At 62.6% G+C, this 14563-nt stretch carries 12 protein-coding genes; 8 read left to right on the top strand and 4 right to left on the bottom strand.

What is annotated here, in order from left to right:
* The first annotated feature begins 373 nt into the window (after window positions 1-373).
* From QU606_RS22965 to QU606_RS22930, 8 genes are all read left to right on the top strand, one after another.
* Window positions 374-1276: an AMP-binding protein gene (locus QU606_RS22965; protein ID WP_304997559.1), complete on the top strand. Its 903-nt coding sequence runs from the start codon at window positions 374-376 to the stop codon at window positions 1274-1276.
* The gene (locus QU606_RS22960) at window positions 1273-2046 is read left to right on the top strand and encodes an ABC transporter ATP-binding protein (RefSeq protein WP_024076206.1); all 774 of its coding nucleotides are present in this window, start codon (window positions 1273-1275) and stop codon (window positions 2044-2046) included. Before QU606_RS22965 ends, QU606_RS22960 begins: the two co-directional genes overlap by 4 nt.
* Window positions 2043-2924 (top strand): branched-chain amino acid ABC transporter permease, encoded by an 882-nt coding sequence (locus tag QU606_RS22955; RefSeq protein ID WP_024076205.1) that lies wholly within the window; start codon window positions 2043-2045, stop codon window positions 2922-2924. Before QU606_RS22960 ends, QU606_RS22955 begins: the two co-directional genes overlap by 4 nt.
* A 4-nt stretch (window positions 2925-2928) precedes the next feature.
* Complete coding sequence (locus tag QU606_RS22950; protein WP_304997558.1) at window positions 2929-3978, top strand: branched-chain amino acid ABC transporter permease; 1050 nt, start codon at window positions 2929-2931, stop codon at window positions 3976-3978.
* Window positions 3979-3999: 21 nt separating this feature from the next.
* Complete coding sequence (locus tag QU606_RS22945) at window positions 4000-5340, top strand: ABC transporter substrate-binding protein (RefSeq protein WP_024076203.1); 1341 nt, start codon at window positions 4000-4002, stop codon at window positions 5338-5340.
* Window positions 5341-5343: 3 nt separating this feature from the next.
* Window positions 5344-6111 carry an ABC transporter ATP-binding protein gene (locus QU606_RS22940; RefSeq protein WP_024076202.1) on the top strand — a complete coding sequence of 256 codons (768 nt, stop codon included), beginning with the start codon at window positions 5344-5346 and terminating at the stop codon, window positions 6109-6111.
* 12 nt (window positions 6112-6123) lie between these two features.
* Window positions 6124-7518, top strand: a complete 1395-nt coding sequence (locus tag QU606_RS22935) for an FAD/NAD(P)-binding protein (protein ID WP_102625049.1) — start codon at window positions 6124-6126, stop codon at window positions 7516-7518.
* Between the two features lie 278 nt (window positions 7519-7796).
* Window positions 7797-8921 carry an IS481 family transposase gene (locus QU606_RS22930; RefSeq protein ID WP_304997557.1) on the top strand — a complete coding sequence of 375 codons (1125 nt, stop codon included), beginning with the start codon at window positions 7797-7799 and terminating at the stop codon, window positions 8919-8921.
* 834 nt (window positions 8922-9755) lie between these two features.
* On the opposite strand, the gene QU606_RS22925 is transcribed toward QU606_RS22930, so the two are convergent.
* From QU606_RS22925 to QU606_RS22910, 4 genes are read right to left on the bottom strand one after another with little or no spacing between them, the layout of a single operon-like run.
* Complete coding sequence (locus QU606_RS22925; protein ID WP_024076200.1) at window positions 9756-11021, bottom strand: efflux RND transporter periplasmic adaptor subunit; 1266 nt, start codon at window positions 11019-11021, stop codon at window positions 9756-9758.
* Window positions 11011-12489 carry a TolC family protein gene (locus tag QU606_RS22920; protein ID WP_304997556.1) on the bottom strand — a complete coding sequence of 493 codons (1479 nt, stop codon included), beginning with the start codon at window positions 12487-12489 and terminating at the stop codon, window positions 11011-11013. Before QU606_RS22920 ends, QU606_RS22925 begins: the two co-directional genes overlap by 11 nt.
* A complete protein-coding gene (locus QU606_RS22915; protein ID WP_304997555.1) occupies window positions 12482-13681 on the bottom strand; it encodes an ABC transporter permease in 1200 nt (399 codons plus the stop codon). The genes QU606_RS22920 and QU606_RS22915 overlap by 8 nt, the downstream gene beginning before the upstream one ends.
* Window positions 13678-14385 carry an ABC transporter ATP-binding protein gene (locus QU606_RS22910; protein WP_024076197.1) on the bottom strand — a complete coding sequence of 236 codons (708 nt, stop codon included), beginning with the start codon at window positions 14383-14385 and terminating at the stop codon, window positions 13678-13680. Before QU606_RS22910 ends, QU606_RS22915 begins: the two co-directional genes overlap by 4 nt.
* Window positions 14386-14563: the final 178 nt, after the last annotated feature.

The following is a 14563-nucleotide window of genomic DNA, read 5'->3' as shown; positions in this document are numbered from 1 at the left end:
TGGGAGCATGAGGCTAAAGATTATTCGGGGGGATGTGCGACGTCTACTGTCAGGTTTGACAGGTATAGCGGGAGTTTTTTTTATTTCGAAAGATACGCTCATGCTCGTGTGGCTAAGCAGGTTTAGGTATGAGGTCGCTGTTGCTCACACCGACGGCTTAGTTGGCTTTCTGTTGCTCCAGCAACAGTTGATATGCACTTTGTTCAACGAGGCTTCTGCCCGTCGTTGTAAGCCTATGAATTAGCTGAGTTTGAAGGCAATTCTGCATTGGCATAGTTAATGCTTTGCTCTGATTGCTATTTACCGTTACCGCTTGACCCCAGACAGCCAGCGGACCACCGCACGCTTAACTCCCAGTAGGAGCTTTACCCCTATGAGCGTGCACGTACTAAAAAGCCCGCTGGCCCTGGAATGGCCCGCCGAGCGGCTCGGCAACCTGCCCAACGCGCTGGAACATCTGCACCACTGGGCGCAGACCACGCCGCTGCACACCGCCTTGCGCCACAAGCGCCAGGGCCAGTGGTATGCGTGGCGCTGGATCGACGCCTTGCGAGATGTGGAGCGCCTGGCCGATGGCTTGCGTCAGCAGGGCTTTGACGAGCAATCGCGCTTGGCCCTCAGCGGGGCGTTCGAGCCGAACCTGTTGCTCCTGGCTCTTGCGGCTCAAGCCATCGGCGGGCAAGTCCTGACCCTGGCCGATGACTTGGAGCCCGAAGCGCTGCAACAACATTTATGGCGCATCCGTCCCACCCATGCCTACACCCAGGACCGTCAGCAAGTGCGGCATTGGCAGTCGGCCAACCTGCTGGATTTTGCCCCGTTGCTCGGCCCGATCGACCCGACGCAGCACCTCGTACGCTGGTGGCAACCCAGCGGCGAAACCGCGTTGTGGAGCGAAGAGGGCACCCACTGGGAGGGGGGGCTGGCGGTGGTGTTGGAGCAATGGCTGAACAGCGGCCATGGCCTGGCCTTTCCGGAAAGCCTGGCCTCGGCGCGGCGCGATCGCAGCGAAGTCGCCCCCACCGGCTTGCTGTTGTCACCCGCACGCTTGCAACACCTGGCCGACGAAATCGAAAGTCGCCTTGCACCCCATGGCACCTGGCGTCGGCGCCTGTGCGACTGGGCCATCGCCCACCCGCAAAGCGGCCTGCGTCGCCTGTTGAAAAAGCGTGTGCGCAAGCTGCTCGGCTTTCAGCGCCTGGCTTACATCTGGCAACCCCACACATCCACCCCTTCGCCGGTGTGGCTGGCGGAATTCAAACGGGACATCGCATGAGCCAAGCCATTCTCCAGGTGCGGGATATCTCGCTGTCGTTCAAGGGCGTCAAGGCGATCAATGCCTTGTCCTTCGAGGTGGCGCGCGGCGAGATCTGCGCGCTGATCGGTCCCAATGGTGCCGGTAAAAGCTCATTGCTCAATGTGCTCAACGGCGTGTACCGCTTCGATGCTGGCGAGATCGTCTTCGAAGACCAGCACTTCCAGCGCATCGACCCGCTGGGTGCCGCGCGCCGGGGCATTGGTCGCACCTTCCAGAACAACGCGCTGTTCAAGAAGATGAGCGTGCTCGACAACATCCTTACCGGCCTGTCGCGGCATATGCGCAGCCGTTTTATTGAACAAGCCCTGGGCTTGCCGCGCGCACGCCGGGAAGCCGAAGCGTTCCGCCTGCGCGCCCAGGGCATTCTCGAGTTTCTTGAGTTGCAAGCTCAGCGTGATGTGCTGGTGGGCAACCTCTCTTATGGCCTGCAGAAGCGTGTCGAGTTGGGCCGGGCATTGATCGCTGGGCCTAGCCTGTTACTGCTCGACGAACCCATGGCGGGCATGAACGCTGAGGAAAAACAGGAAATGGCACGCTTCGTCGCCGATGTGAACCGCGACCTGGGCACCACCGTGGTGTTGATCGAGCACGACATGGGCGTGGTGATGGGCCTGTCCGACCATGTGGTGGTGCTCGACTACGGGCGCAAGGTCGGCGACGGAACCCCCGCCGAGGTGCAGGCCAACCCCGATGTGATCGCGGCTTATCTCGGAGTGGCAAACGAATGACGTTCTTCTTCGAAACCCTGCTCGGCGGCCTGCTGGCCGGCACCATGTATTCGTTGGTCGCCATCGGCTTCGTGCTGATCTACAAGGCCAGCGGTGTGTTCAATTTTGCCCAGGGCTCGATGCTGCTGTTTGCCGCGCTGACCTTCGTCAGCCTGCATGACCAGGGCGTGCCGTTTGCCCTGGCACTGCTGCTGACGGTGATCGTGATGATCGTCGGTGCCTTGCTCATCGAGCGCCTGGTCCTGCGGCCCTTGGTGAACCGTTCGCAGATCACCCTGTTCATGGCCACCCTTGGCCTGTCGTTCATCATCGAGGGCCTGGCCCAGGGCTTGATGGGGTCCCAGGTGCGTGCACTGGACCTGGGCATTGATGACGTGCCGCTGTTCATCGGGCCGCTGATGCTCAGTCAGTTCGATCTGATCGCGGCCGCGGCTGCCGTGTTGTTGGTGACGGTCCTTGCGCTGCTGTTCAACAAGACCCGCATCGGTGTGTCCCTGCGTGCGGTGGCGGATGACACCACGGCGGCGCTGTCCATCGGCATCAACCTCAACCGTATCTGGCAGATCGTCTGGGCGGTGGCGGGGATTGTCGGGCTGGTGGCCGGCTTGCTCTGGGGGGCGCGCCAGGGCGTGCAGTTTTCGCTGTCGCTGGTGGTGCTCAAGGCCCTGCCGGTGCTGATCATCGGCGGCTTTACCTCGATTGGCGGGGCCATCGTCGGCGGGCTGATTGTCGGCGCGGCGGAAAACCTTGCCGAGGTGTATATCGGCCCGTTGATCGGCGGCGGCATCACGCCGTGGTTCGCCTATGTATTGGCCTTGGCCTTCCTGTATATCCGTCCCGCCGGCCTGTTCGGCGAGCGCGCCATCGAGCGAGTCTGAAACCATGTCGATTCCCGTTGCTCAACAAACCGCACCGTTGCTGCTGGTGCAGCGACGCGTGCCCTGGGGCCTGATCGGCCTGCTGGCCCTGGCCTTTATCGTGGTGCCGCTGTGGGGCAATGACTATTGGCTCAATGCGATCCTGATCCCGTTCCTGGTGCTGTCCCTGGCCGGGCTTGGCTTGAATCTGCTGACCGGCTATACCGGGCAAACCTCGGTCGGCGCGGCGGGTTTCATGGCCGTCGGCGCGTTCGCGACCTACGGTTTCCTGTTGCGCCTGCCGGAGCTGGGCCTGCCGCTGGCGCTGCTCGGTGGGGGGATTATCAGTGCGTTGGTCGGTTTGCTGTTCGGCTTGCCCAGCTCGCGGATCAAGGGCTTCTACCTGATGGTCACCACCCTGGCCGCGCAGTTTTTCCTGGAGTGGCTGTTCGTCAAGTTTCCCTGGTTCTACAACTACGGCTCGTCCGGGACCATCTCTGCGCCGAAGCTGGCGCTGTTCGGCCATGACCTCAACACGCCGCTGGGCCGCTATTGGCTGACGTTGGTGACGGTGCTGCTGTTGACCTGGACCGCCATCAACCTGGTGCGCAGCCAGGTCGGGCGCAATTGGATGGCGATCCGCGACATGGACACCGCCGCCGCCGTGGTTGGCATCCCGGTGGTGCGCTACAAGCGCCTGGCGTTTGCGGTCAGCTCGTTTTACCTGGGCATTGCCGGCGCGCTGTGGGCGTTCGCCTACCTGGGCACGGCCAGCGCCAGCAGCTTCGATATCAATCGCTCATTCCAGATCCTGTTCATCATCATCATCGGCGGCATGGGCAGCATCGCCGGCAACTTCGTGGGTGCGGCGTTTATCAGCCTGCTGCCGATTGTCCTCAGCCATGCCGGGCAGGCGCTGTTCGGCGGTTCGGTGGACGCGGGGCAGTTGCAGAACCTGCAAAAAATCATCTTTGGCGTGTTGATCATCGTGTTCCTGATCAAGGAGCCCGAGGGCTTGATCCGCCTGTTGCACAACCTGCATGACCGTGTGCGGCAGTGGCCGCTGCGTTTCTGACATTCCTCCAAGAGAATCCTTATGCGTGCATCCTTGAAACGTTCCTTGATCGGCGCCGCGTTTACGTTGGCAACCCTGGCCGGTGCTGTCCCCCAAGCGATGGCCTCGCCGGACCAGCAATTCATTCCCCTGGCCACCTATCGCGTGGGCGCCTACGCGTCCAGCGGTGTGCAGGTGTGGGCCGGGATGATCGACTACCTGCGTTATATCAACGAGGTCGAAGGCGGCATCAATGGCGTCAAGTTGGTGTGGCAGGAATGCGAGACCGAGTGGACGGCGGAGAAAGGCATCGAATGCTACGAGCGCTTCAAGCATGGCCTGGAGGGCGCGCCGGTCGCGGTGTACCAGCCCAATGGCGCGCCGGCGGCCTATGCGCTCAGCGAAAGGGCAGAGGTGGACAAGATCCCGCTGATCACCCTCGGTTACGGGCGCACCGAAGCCACCGACGGTACGGTGTTCCCGTATAACTTTCCGGTGATGCTGACGTTCTACAGCGAGGCGTCGACCCTGGTGAACTACATCGCCCAGCGCGAGGGTGGTTTCGACAAGCTCAAGGGCAAGAAGATCGCCACGGTCTACCACGACTCGGCCTACGGTCGCGAAACCCTCGGCCCGTTGAAGTTGCTCGCCGAAAAATACGGTTTTGAAAATATCCAGATTCCGGTGGCCGACCCAGGCAACGAACAATCGGCGCAATGGCGCCAGGTCCGCCAGGCCAACCCGGACTGGGTGTTCCTGCGCACCTGGGGCGTGTCGACCCCCGTGGCGGTCAAGACCGCTGCGCGCTTCGGCTTCCCGGTGGACCATATCATCGGCGATATCTGGGCCAGTTCCAGCGAAGACGTATTGCCCGCAGGCGCCGCCGCCAAGGGCTACCTGGCCCTCACGCCGTACCCGGCCGGCAGCGACTTCGAGATCCACAAACGCCTCAAGCAATCCGTCCTCGACAAGGGCCACAGCGACCTCAAGGACCTGAAGAACTTCGGCAGCGTGTACTACAACTCCGGCCTGGTGAACGCTGCCGTGGCGGTGGAGGCGATCCGCACGGCCCAGGCCAGGTTCGGCCAGCGCCCGCTCAATGGCGAAGAAGGCCGCTGGGGCCTGGAGCACTTGAATATCGACGACGCGCGCCTCAAGGCCATGGGTTACCTGGGCCTGATGCAGAACCTCAAGCTGTCGTGCCGCGACCACGAAGGCGGCGGCTCGGCGCGGGTACAGCAGTGGGACGGTGCTCAGTGGACGCTGGTCAGCGACTGGATCGCCGCCGACCGCGCACTGTTGCGCCCGCTGATCGATGAAAAGTCCGCGGCCTTCGCCAAGGAAAAAGGCCTGACGCCACGCACCTGCACCGGGGATGAATAAACCATGAGCCTGCCTGCCGCAGAACCTGCACACGCCGCGCTGCTGACGGTCAACGACATCGAGGTCATCTACGACGGCGCGATCCTGGCGGTGGCCGGGGTGTCGCTGAGCGTGCCCAAGGGCGCCATCGTCGCCTTGCTCGGCGCGAACGGCGCCGGCAAGAGCACTACCCTCAAGGCGATCTCCGGGTTGGTGCGTGCCGAGCGCGCCGAAGTCAGCCGTGGCGTGATCGAATACGCCGGCGTCGACCTGGCCGGTGTCGACCCCAGCCAGCGTGTGCGCCAAGGCATGGTGCATGTGCTCGAAGGCCGCCATGTGTTCGGCCAGCTCAGCGTGGAAGACAACCTGCGCAGCGGTGGTTTTGTGCGGCGCCTGAGCCGCAAGGCCATGGAACACGACCTGGAGCGCATCTATGCCTGGTTCCCCCGGCTCAAGACCAAGCGCCACACCCGCGCCGGGCTGACCTCCGGTGGCGAGCAACAGATGGTCGCCATCGGTCGGGCGTTGATGACCCGTCCTACTTTGGTACTGCTCGACGAGCCGTCCATGGGTTTGGCGCCTATGATCGTGCAAGAGATCTTCGAGATCATCGCGCAGCTCAACCGCGAGCAGCAGGTGAGCTTCCTGGTCGCCGAGCAGAACATCAACGTGGCGCTCAACTATGCGTCCCACGGCTACGTGCTGGATACTGGGCGGGTGGTCCTGAGTGGCAGCGCCGCCGAGTTGCTGGCGCGGGGCGATTTGCATGACATTTATCTGGGTAAACAGTAAGGGCGAATCCGCATGAGTGAAACCATCCGCAACGCTGATGTCCTGATCATCGGCGGCGGCCTGAGCGGCACGATGCTGGCTGTGCAACTGCTGCGCCTGCCTGGCCAACGGCAAATCCTGGTGATCGAACCGCGCCGCGAACTCGGGCGTGGCGAGGCCTACAGCGCGGTCGAGTTGGGCCACACCTTAAATGGCAATGCGGCGCGCATGAGTGTCGACCCGGACAATGCCGACGACCTGACCCAATGGCTCACCGACTACATCGGTGCGGGCGGTTGGCCTGAGTCCGACCAGCAGCACGTGCCCATCAGCGAACTGTTCCCGCCACGCGGCATTTTTGGCCTGTATGCGCAGCAACGGTTGGCTGAAGCCAAGGCGTTTTCGGCGTCCACCGTCGAGCATATCCGCGCCGAGGTGGTCGATCTGCAAGTCGAGGACGAGGGGGTATTGCTGACCCTCGACAACGGCCAGCAACTGCGCGGCGCCCAAGCGGTGTTGGCCACTGGCATGTTCCCGGCGGCGCGCACGCCCCAGACCGAGTCCAGCGGTTTGAACGCTGCGGCCGTCGACCCGTGGGACGTGCAGGCCATGACCCAGATCGACCCGCAGGCGCCCGTGCTGATCATCGGCTCCGGGCTGACCATGGTGGATGCCGTGGTGTCCCTGGAACAGGCCGGGCATCGTGGGCCGATCGAGGTGTTTTCCCGTCACGGCCTGCTGCCCCATGTGCGCCGGCAACCGCCCAGCTGGGAAGACTTTCTCGGCGCGAACCACAACCTGCGAAGCCCTCGGCAACTGCTGCGCGAGGTGCGTCGCCAATGCCGCCTCGCACTGGAGCAGGGTATCGATTGGCAGGCGCCGCTGGACACGGTGCGCGCCCATATCGGCCGGCTGTGGAGCCAGGCCAGCGAGGGCGAGAAGCGTCAGTTCGTGCGGCATGTGCGGCCATGGTGGGAAAGCCATCATCACCGTTCCCCGCCGTTGAGTGCGCAGTTGGTGGCCAGGCTGCATGAGGAGGGGCGGTTACGGATTCAAGCGGCCTCGTACAAGGGCCTGGAGCCTTCGGGCAGCGGCGTGACCATTCGTTTGCGCCGGCGTGGCGAACCTGCGGTGACTCTGGTGTCGGGCGCAGCCCTGATCAACTCCAGCGGCATCGAGTACGACTGGCGCCGCGTGGCCCGGCCACTGCCGCAACAGTTGCTCAAGCGCGGGTTGGTCCAGCCTGGGCCGTTGGCGTTGGGGATTGCGGCGGATGCGTCGGGGGCGGTGCTGGATGCCCAGGGCCAGGTCAGTGCGCGCTTGTTCGCCATGGGCCCGCCGTTGCGCGGGATGTGGTGGGAGAGCACGGCGGTGACCGATGTGGCGCTTCAAGCCAAGGCACTGGCTTCAACGCTGACAGAAATCTAAATGTGGGAGGGGGCTTGCCCCCGATGGCCATAAGTATCTACACAACTTTTTTCAGCGGTCTGTGGCGAGGGAGCTTGGTCCCGTGGCGGCCTTCGGGCCGACCGCTTTTTGGGGGTTGGGTGAGTACATATCCGTTGCTGCGGTAACGGCTGCCTATGGTTCCGCTCTTACAGCGGGTCACTTTTGGAAGAGCGCTGTATGGACCGGACACATGGTTGACGGGTGTGCGGGGACATGGTGGACACTTTTCGGCGAGCCAATTTCGCCGGAAAGCCATCATGCCCTGGGACACGAGAGATGCCATGAGCCTGAAAGAAGAGTTTGTTGCCTTAGCAGGGCAACCCGGCAGCAACAAACGAGAACTATGCCGACGGTTCGGTATCAGTCCGCAGACGGCTTACAAGTGGCTTAACCGCTACGCGACGCTCGGCCATTCAGGGCTGCAAGATAAATCCCGAAAACCGGCTACCAGCCCCAAGCTGACCACGCCGGCCCTGGAAGCGCAGGTCATAGCGCTCAGACAAGACCATCCAGCATGGGGTGGGCGCACGATCAGCAGCCTCTTGAAAAAGCAGATTGCTCCCAGCACCGTTACCAATGTCCTGCACCGGCACGGGCTGATTCAGCCGACTACGAAGGAGCAAGAGGCAAAGCTGAGGTTTGAACACGAGGCGCCCAACAATCTTTGGCAGATGGATTTCAAAGGGCATTTCCCGACGCAAGAAGGCAGATGCCATCCCCTGACTTTACTGGACGACCATTCACGTTTCAGTTTGGCTATTCAAGCTTGTGATAACGAGCGTGGAGCCACGGTGAAAGAAAGGTTGACCGAGGTATTCCAGCGCTTCGGATTACCGGCTCGCATCAACGTTGATAACGGACCGCCTTGGGGCTCTCCACGTAACCCTGGTGAAATCACAGAGCTGAGTATCTGGTTGATTCGTCTGGGTATTCGGATCAGTTTCAGCCGCCCTTACCACCCACAAACCAATGGAAAGATTGAGCGTTTCCATCGCTCACTCAAGGCCGAAGTACTTGAAGGGCGTCAGTTTTCCACGCTCAAGGAAGCTCAAGCAGCATTTGATCGGTGGCGTGATGTTTATAACCTGCAACGGCCCCATCAGGCGCTGGACTACAAGGTGCCTATGGACCGGTATAGAGCCAGCCCATGGGCTTATCCGCAACAGTTACCAACCTTTGAGTACGGACCGGACGACGTATTAGCCAAGACTTATCACAGCCGTTTTCGTTTTCAGAAACGCTACTTCAGCATCGCCAAAGGTTTGGCTGGGCATCACATCGCAATACGGCCCAACACTGAAGGTGATGGACTGTTTGACGTGTTTTTCTGCCATCACTTCCTACGAACGATCGACGTGAGCAAACCTGACTATGGTCCATAATGTGTCAACCATGTCCCCGCACATGTGTCCACCATGTGTCCGGTCCATACAGAAGAGCGCCAAAAGTAACCAAAAACGCTTCCCCAACACTCGGCACCTCGCCTAGGCTCGGTGTGCCCGAACGCAGGCTTTGGAGCATGGGCCGCCGCGATGGGCCATCCTTGGCCCAGCGCGGCTAACCCGGCGTCCTGCCGGGTTACCCACGCTACAAAGCCTGCGTTCGGCCAGCATGTTTGACGGGGCGATCCCAGATCAAAAACAAAAGCGAGGCGGCCTTAAAGCCGACCTGATCATTGAAGCGTACGCGGTGTGGCTTCTATTTCCTTAACCGCTGACGAAGTCAGCAATCTTTTGATCTGCTCTGGCTCTGGCTCTGGCTTTTGATCTTGATCTCAGGCGCCCCGTTAACCACGCTGGCCGAACGAAGGCTTGAATCCGTGGGTAACCCGGCAGGACGCCGGGTTAGCCGTCCTGGGCCAAGGATGGCCCATGACGGCGGCCCACGGATTCAAGCCTGCGTTCGGGCATACCGAGCCTAGGCGAGGTACCGAGTGGTGGGGCAAGAGCCCTTTTGGTTACTTTTGGGGCTCTTTTCCAAAAGTGACCCGCTGTAAGAGCGGAACCCTAAGCAGCCGTTACCGCAGCAACGGATATGTACTCGGTCAAATCCAACCACATGGTCGGCCCAAAGGCCGCCACGGGACCAAGCTCCCTCGCCACAGACCACTGAAAATTGTGTAGATACCCATGCCCCGATGAGGGAGTGTCAGTGAATGCATCTTTGGCTGACCCACTGCCATCGGAGGCAAGCTCCCTCCCACAGGGGTTCTGCATTTATCTTGAGGTCTTCACAAAGCCGGGCTTGAGGCCGAACACCTCCACGCCCTGCGGCGTCGATTGCCCGGTGGTCACCTTCACCTGCTCTACCGGCTTATCCATCGCCTCTCGATACTCCACTGTCATGCCATCCTCGCCACGGGTGATTGCCGGCGCCGGCACGATGATCGCCTGGGCATTGTTGTAAGTGACGATGGTCAAGCGTGCGCTCATCCCCAGCCGCACCCGCTGCAACTGCTGCGGCGTCAGCTTGGGGATCGACAGGGTCACAGGAAATTGCGCGCTGCCCTGGCTGTCGCCGGCTATCGCCAGGCCGCTGACCACGCTGACCGAGCCGGTCAGTCGCTCGCCATCAAAACCATCGCCCATCACTTCCACGGCCTGGCCCTGGTGCAACTGGTTGATGTCCAGTTCGGAGACCTTGGCGACGATTTTCAGCCGCTCGATATTGGCCAGGCCGAACAGCACCTGGCCCTGGCTGACCCTGCTGCCGGCCTGCACCGGTGCATTGTTGCTGCCGCCTTGGGCCGAAGGGGTGCTGCTGCCGGGCGCGGGCACGACGATGCCGGAGAATGGCGCCTTGACCTCGCGACCTTCGAGCAACTTGTGCAGGGCGTCGTATTTCACCGTGGCGTTGGTCAGCTCCATATCGGCAATTTGCCGGTACTCGCCTTTGCCTTGCTCCAGCGCCTGCTGCAGTTCGCTGCGGGCCGAGGCGAGGTCCAGTTGTTGTTGCTGGGTCTGTTGCTTGAGGTCGTCCAGCTCATTGCGCGGGATGATGCCGCGCTGGAACAGGTTTTCGCTCTCGGTGAGTTTGCGCTGGGTATTGCCGGCGGTCATTTCTACGGTGCGCAGGCTGCGGCGCGCACGGCTGACGGTGGGGCTGCTGTCCCAGTCCTGCATTTCCTGCACGGTGCGCCGCGCCTTGAGCTGTGCCGAGAGGGCGTCGCGCAGTTGCACTTCGAGGGTGGCCGGGTCCATGCGCAACAGCACCTGGCCGGCCTCGACCCGCTGGCCTTGTTCCACCAGGTTGGCCTCCACATTGCCGTCAAAGGGCGCGGTGAGGGTGAGGGTGGTGTCGGGCTCGATCTTGCCCACCAGGCCGATCTGGTGCACCAGCGGGTCGGGTTTCACCGCCAGCCATTGTTCGCCCACCGGCGCCGTGTTGGCGGCCGGGCTGCGCAGGCTGAGCGCGGTGATCCCCGCAGCCGCCAGCAGCACGATCAAGACAGCACCCAGCAGGCGTTTTTTGTCAGTAGTCATTGAGGGCGATTTCCCAGCTTTCCAGCGTCATGCCCAGGGTCAGATCGAGTTGGGTCTGGGCGTTCAAATAAGCGATCAGTGCATTGAGCTGTGCATTTTCGGCGTTGCGCAGGTCCGTCTCGAAGCTCAGCACCTGGAAGTTGGTGGAGCGTCCGGCGCTGAGTTTTTCCCGCTCGATGTCGATCTTGCGCCGCGACAGCTCCACGGCGCGCTGGGAGATTTCATATTGGCGCCAGCGCGTACCGAGGTCGCGCACCACATCGTTGACGTTGCGCTCCAGTTCCTGGCGCGCGTCGGTGATACGGATCTCCTGGTCCTCCACGTTCACCCGCGCACGCACTTCGGCCTGGCGCGTGCTGATATCACCGATGGGGATCTGCACCTGCACCCCGGCGTAGCTGTCCCAGGTGCGGTTGTTGGTGCTGCCGGCATTGTTATTGTAGGCATCGCGGACCTGGTTCGCCCCGGCCACCAGGTCCACTTGCCAGCGCCCGGAGTCCTTGGCAATCACCAGGTTGAGGTCGGCCTGCTGGCTGCCGAGCAGGGCGGCAAGGTATTCCGGCTGCTGGGTCTGCGCCAGGGTGAACGCCTGGCGCTTGTCGATTTGCATGGGCCTGGCTTCCAGGGCTTCGGTGGCACGAATCGGCGTCGACAGGTCCAGGGCCAGCAGGCGCAGCAGGGCCAGGCGGCTGGTGTCCAGTTGGTTTTGCGCCTCTTCCACGCCCAGTTGCTGGGTGGCGATGTCGGCTTCGGTCTGCACGATTTCGAACTCGGCCATGCGCCCGGCACTGATCAATGCCTTGTTCACTTCCAGCAACGTGCCCGAGCGCTTGAGGGCATCCTGCACGATGCTCAGTTGTTCCTGGGCGCGCAGCAGCTCGCGGTAGGTGGCGATGATCTGGCTGATGGTCTGCGCCACGGTGGCCTTGAGGTTCAGGCGGTTGGCCTGCTCCGACAGGCGTGACAGGCGCAGCGGCGCGGTGGTGGCGTCCCAGCCGGCGCCGCGCATCAGCGGTTGGATGATCGCCAGGTCGAGGCCGTCGCTGCGGTAGCGGCCGGCGCGGTCGGCGTTGGTCAGTTGCTGGGTCCACGCCATGCTCAGCCGCGTGCCGTATTCGCTGAGCAGGCTGGTGGCCGGCGCCAGGTTGGCGTTGCGTGTGTTGTCTGTCGAGCCACGGGTACTGCGGTAATAACTGTTGAGGGTGAGCTTGGGGTTGAACACATCTTCGGACACGCGCAGGTCGAACTTCTGCGCCACCCGCTGCAGGTAGGCGCTACGGATCGCCGGGTTATTGCGCAGGCCCAGGTACACGGCATCTCCCAGGGTCATGTTGGTGACCTGGGCGTTGAGCGAAACGCCACGCTCATAACCGCTGCGGGTGGTACTGGGCGCTGACGGTTTGATGACGACGTCGGCGGCCACGCCGTGCAGGCTGACCCAGGCGAGCAACCAGAGCCATTTACTCATCGCGCAGGGCCTCCACCGGTTGCAACCGCGAGGCCGAGACCGCCGGGTAAATACCGAAGAACAGCCCCACCAGCAACGTGCTGCCCACGCCCAGGGGCAGGGCGGCGACAGCCAGGGCGAATTCCCAGCCCGACAACCAGGCGTATAGCCAGGCGGCGGTCATGCCCAGCACGGCGCCGCACAGTGCGCCGACGGCGGTGAGGGTCACGGCTTCGAGCAGGAACAGGTTGCGGATATCCCGCTGGCGCGCACCGAGGGCCATGCGAATGCCGATCTCGCGTCGGCGTTCCGAGACGTTCATCAGCATCACATTCATCACACCGACGCCGCCGCCCACCAGGGAGATCGCCCCCAAGGCCAGCAGCAGGTAGGCGAAGGTGCGGCTTTGCCGGGTCATGCCATCGATCATTTGCTGGGGCACCGTGATCTCGACGTCGTGGTCGCTCAGTTGGGTTCGCAGCGCGACGGCGGCGTCCCGCGCCACGCGTTCCATGTCCTCGCCGGGGGCGGCGCGGATGATCACATTGCTGATTTGCGGGTTGGCGTAGATGCGGCGCATGCCGTCCGCAGGCATGAACAGCGTCTCGTTGGCCTGCACCGGCATCAGCATCGCCCGGGGCTGGTTGGCCAAAATGCCCACCACCTGGAACAGGTAGTCATTGATGCGCACCCGGTCGCCCAGCTTCAGTGGGTCACCCGGCGCGCCCAGGGCCTGGGCGAGCTGGTCGCCGATCACGCCGTAGGTTTCATTTGCGTCGAAGGGGGACAGGAAGCGTCCTTCGCGCAGCACCAGGCGCATGGTCGGCGGGATATCCGGGGTGATGCCGACGAAGTTGGCGTTGGTGGTGCGGCCATGGAACACCATGGGCCCGCTGAACGGGGTGATCGCGCCGATATGGGCGATCCCCGGCACGGCCCGGCGTACGGCATCGAGGTCGAGCTGGGTGCGCATCGGCACGTTGGCGGTGCCTTTGGGCGGGAACTGGGCGATCAGAGTGTCGGTGCCCATGTCCTTGAAGATCATTGCGGCGTCCACCGCCGCGTTGTGGCCGATATTGATCAGCGCCACCACTGACGAGCTGCCGATCACAATACCCAGCAGCGCCAGGATCGAGCGCTTGCCCAGGGTGCGCAGGCTGACGAACGCTTCGTGCAGCAGTTGGCTGAGGCTCTGTTCGACCCGCAGGTTCATAGGCCGCCAGCCTCATGCACCACACCGTTGCGCACCAGGATCTTGCGCTCCAGGCGCTCGGCGATGTGCGCGTCGTGGGTGACGATGATCAGGGTGACCTGTTGCTCGCGATTGAGCGCCAGGAGCAGGTCCATGATCTCCTGGGCAGTGGTGCTGTCGAGGTTGCCGGTGGGTTCGTCGGCCAGGATCACCGAGGGGCTGCCGACCAGGGCCCGGGCAATCGCCACACGCTGGCGCTGGCCGCCGGACAGGTCGGCGGGGCGGTGATGAGCGCGGTCGGCCAGGCCAACCTGTTCAAGCATGCGCAGTGCCTGTTCTACCGATTCATGGCGTGATACGCCGCGATAGCTCAAGGGCAGCGCGACATTATCCAGGGCGCTGAGACGCGGCAGCAGGTTGAAGCTCTGGAACACGAAGCCGATCTGCTGGTTGCGGATCGCCGCCAGTTCATCGGGGCTGGCACTGAAAATATCGTGGCCGGCAAAGTGGTACTGGCCGCAGTTGGGCACGTCCAGCAGGCCGAGGATATTGAGCAGGGTACTTTTGCCAGAGCCCGAAGCACCGAGGATGCCGCAGCTATCGCCGCTGGCGATGGACAAGCACACATCATTGAGAATGGACAGTTGCTGCCCGGCGAGCTCATAACGCTTGCCGATGCCTTGCAGGGAGATCAAGCCTGGGTGCGCGTGGGTGTCTGTCATCATGACTACGCCTGCAGTCTCGACGGTGCCGACACGCCCCCGGAAAATCGTTGTAACAAGTTCGGGAGCCGCCTGGTACGCGTCACGGACTGGTTTAATTTCTTGTTTTTAAAATATTGTTTGAATAGTAACCGCGTTCAATCCGCTTCGCCAGCCATGGATGTAGAGCGGTTTTACGCTT

Source organism: Pseudomonas sp. OVF7 (genome assembly GCF_030644265.1).
GTDB classification, from domain to species: domain Bacteria; phylum Pseudomonadota; class Gammaproteobacteria; order Pseudomonadales; family Pseudomonadaceae; genus Aquipseudomonas; species Aquipseudomonas gorinensis.
The sequence above is the reverse complement of the archived record's forward strand: the minus strand, read 5'-3'. Positions and strand labels throughout refer to the sequence as shown.

Coding starts and splice junctions, on each gene's coding strand:
- QU606_RS22965 (WP_304997559.1), top strand. CDS start 374: ATGAGCGTGCACGTACTAAAAAGCCCGCTGGCCCTGGAATGGCCCGCC.
- QU606_RS22960 (WP_024076206.1), top strand. CDS start 1,273: ATGAGCCAAGCCATTCTCCAGGTGCGGGATATCTCGCTGTCGTTCAAG.
- QU606_RS22955 (WP_024076205.1), top strand. CDS start 2,043: ATGACGTTCTTCTTCGAAACCCTGCTCGGCGGCCTGCTGGCCGGCACC.
- QU606_RS22950 (WP_304997558.1), top strand. CDS start 2,929: ATGTCGATTCCCGTTGCTCAACAAACCGCACCGTTGCTGCTGGTGCAG.
- QU606_RS22945 (WP_024076203.1), top strand. CDS start 4,000: ATGCGTGCATCCTTGAAACGTTCCTTGATCGGCGCCGCGTTTACGTTG.
- QU606_RS22940 (WP_024076202.1), top strand. CDS start 5,344: ATGAGCCTGCCTGCCGCAGAACCTGCACACGCCGCGCTGCTGACGGTC.
- QU606_RS22935 (WP_102625049.1), top strand. CDS start 6,124: ATGAGTGAAACCATCCGCAACGCTGATGTCCTGATCATCGGCGGCGGC.
- QU606_RS22930 (WP_304997557.1), top strand. CDS start 7,797: ATGCCCTGGGACACGAGAGATGCCATGAGCCTGAAAGAAGAGTTTGTT.
- QU606_RS22925 (WP_024076200.1), bottom strand. CDS start 11,021: ATGACTACTGACAAAAAACGCCTGCTGGGTGCTGTCTTGATCGTGCTG.
- QU606_RS22920 (WP_304997556.1), bottom strand. CDS start 12,489: ATGAGTAAATGGCTCTGGTTGCTCGCCTGGGTCAGCCTGCACGGCGTG.
- QU606_RS22915 (WP_304997555.1), bottom strand. CDS start 13,681: ATGAACCTGCGGGTCGAACAGAGCCTCAGCCAACTGCTGCACGAAGCG.
- QU606_RS22910 (WP_024076197.1), bottom strand. CDS start 14,385: ATGATGACAGACACCCACGCGCACCCAGGCTTGATCTCCCTGCAAGGC.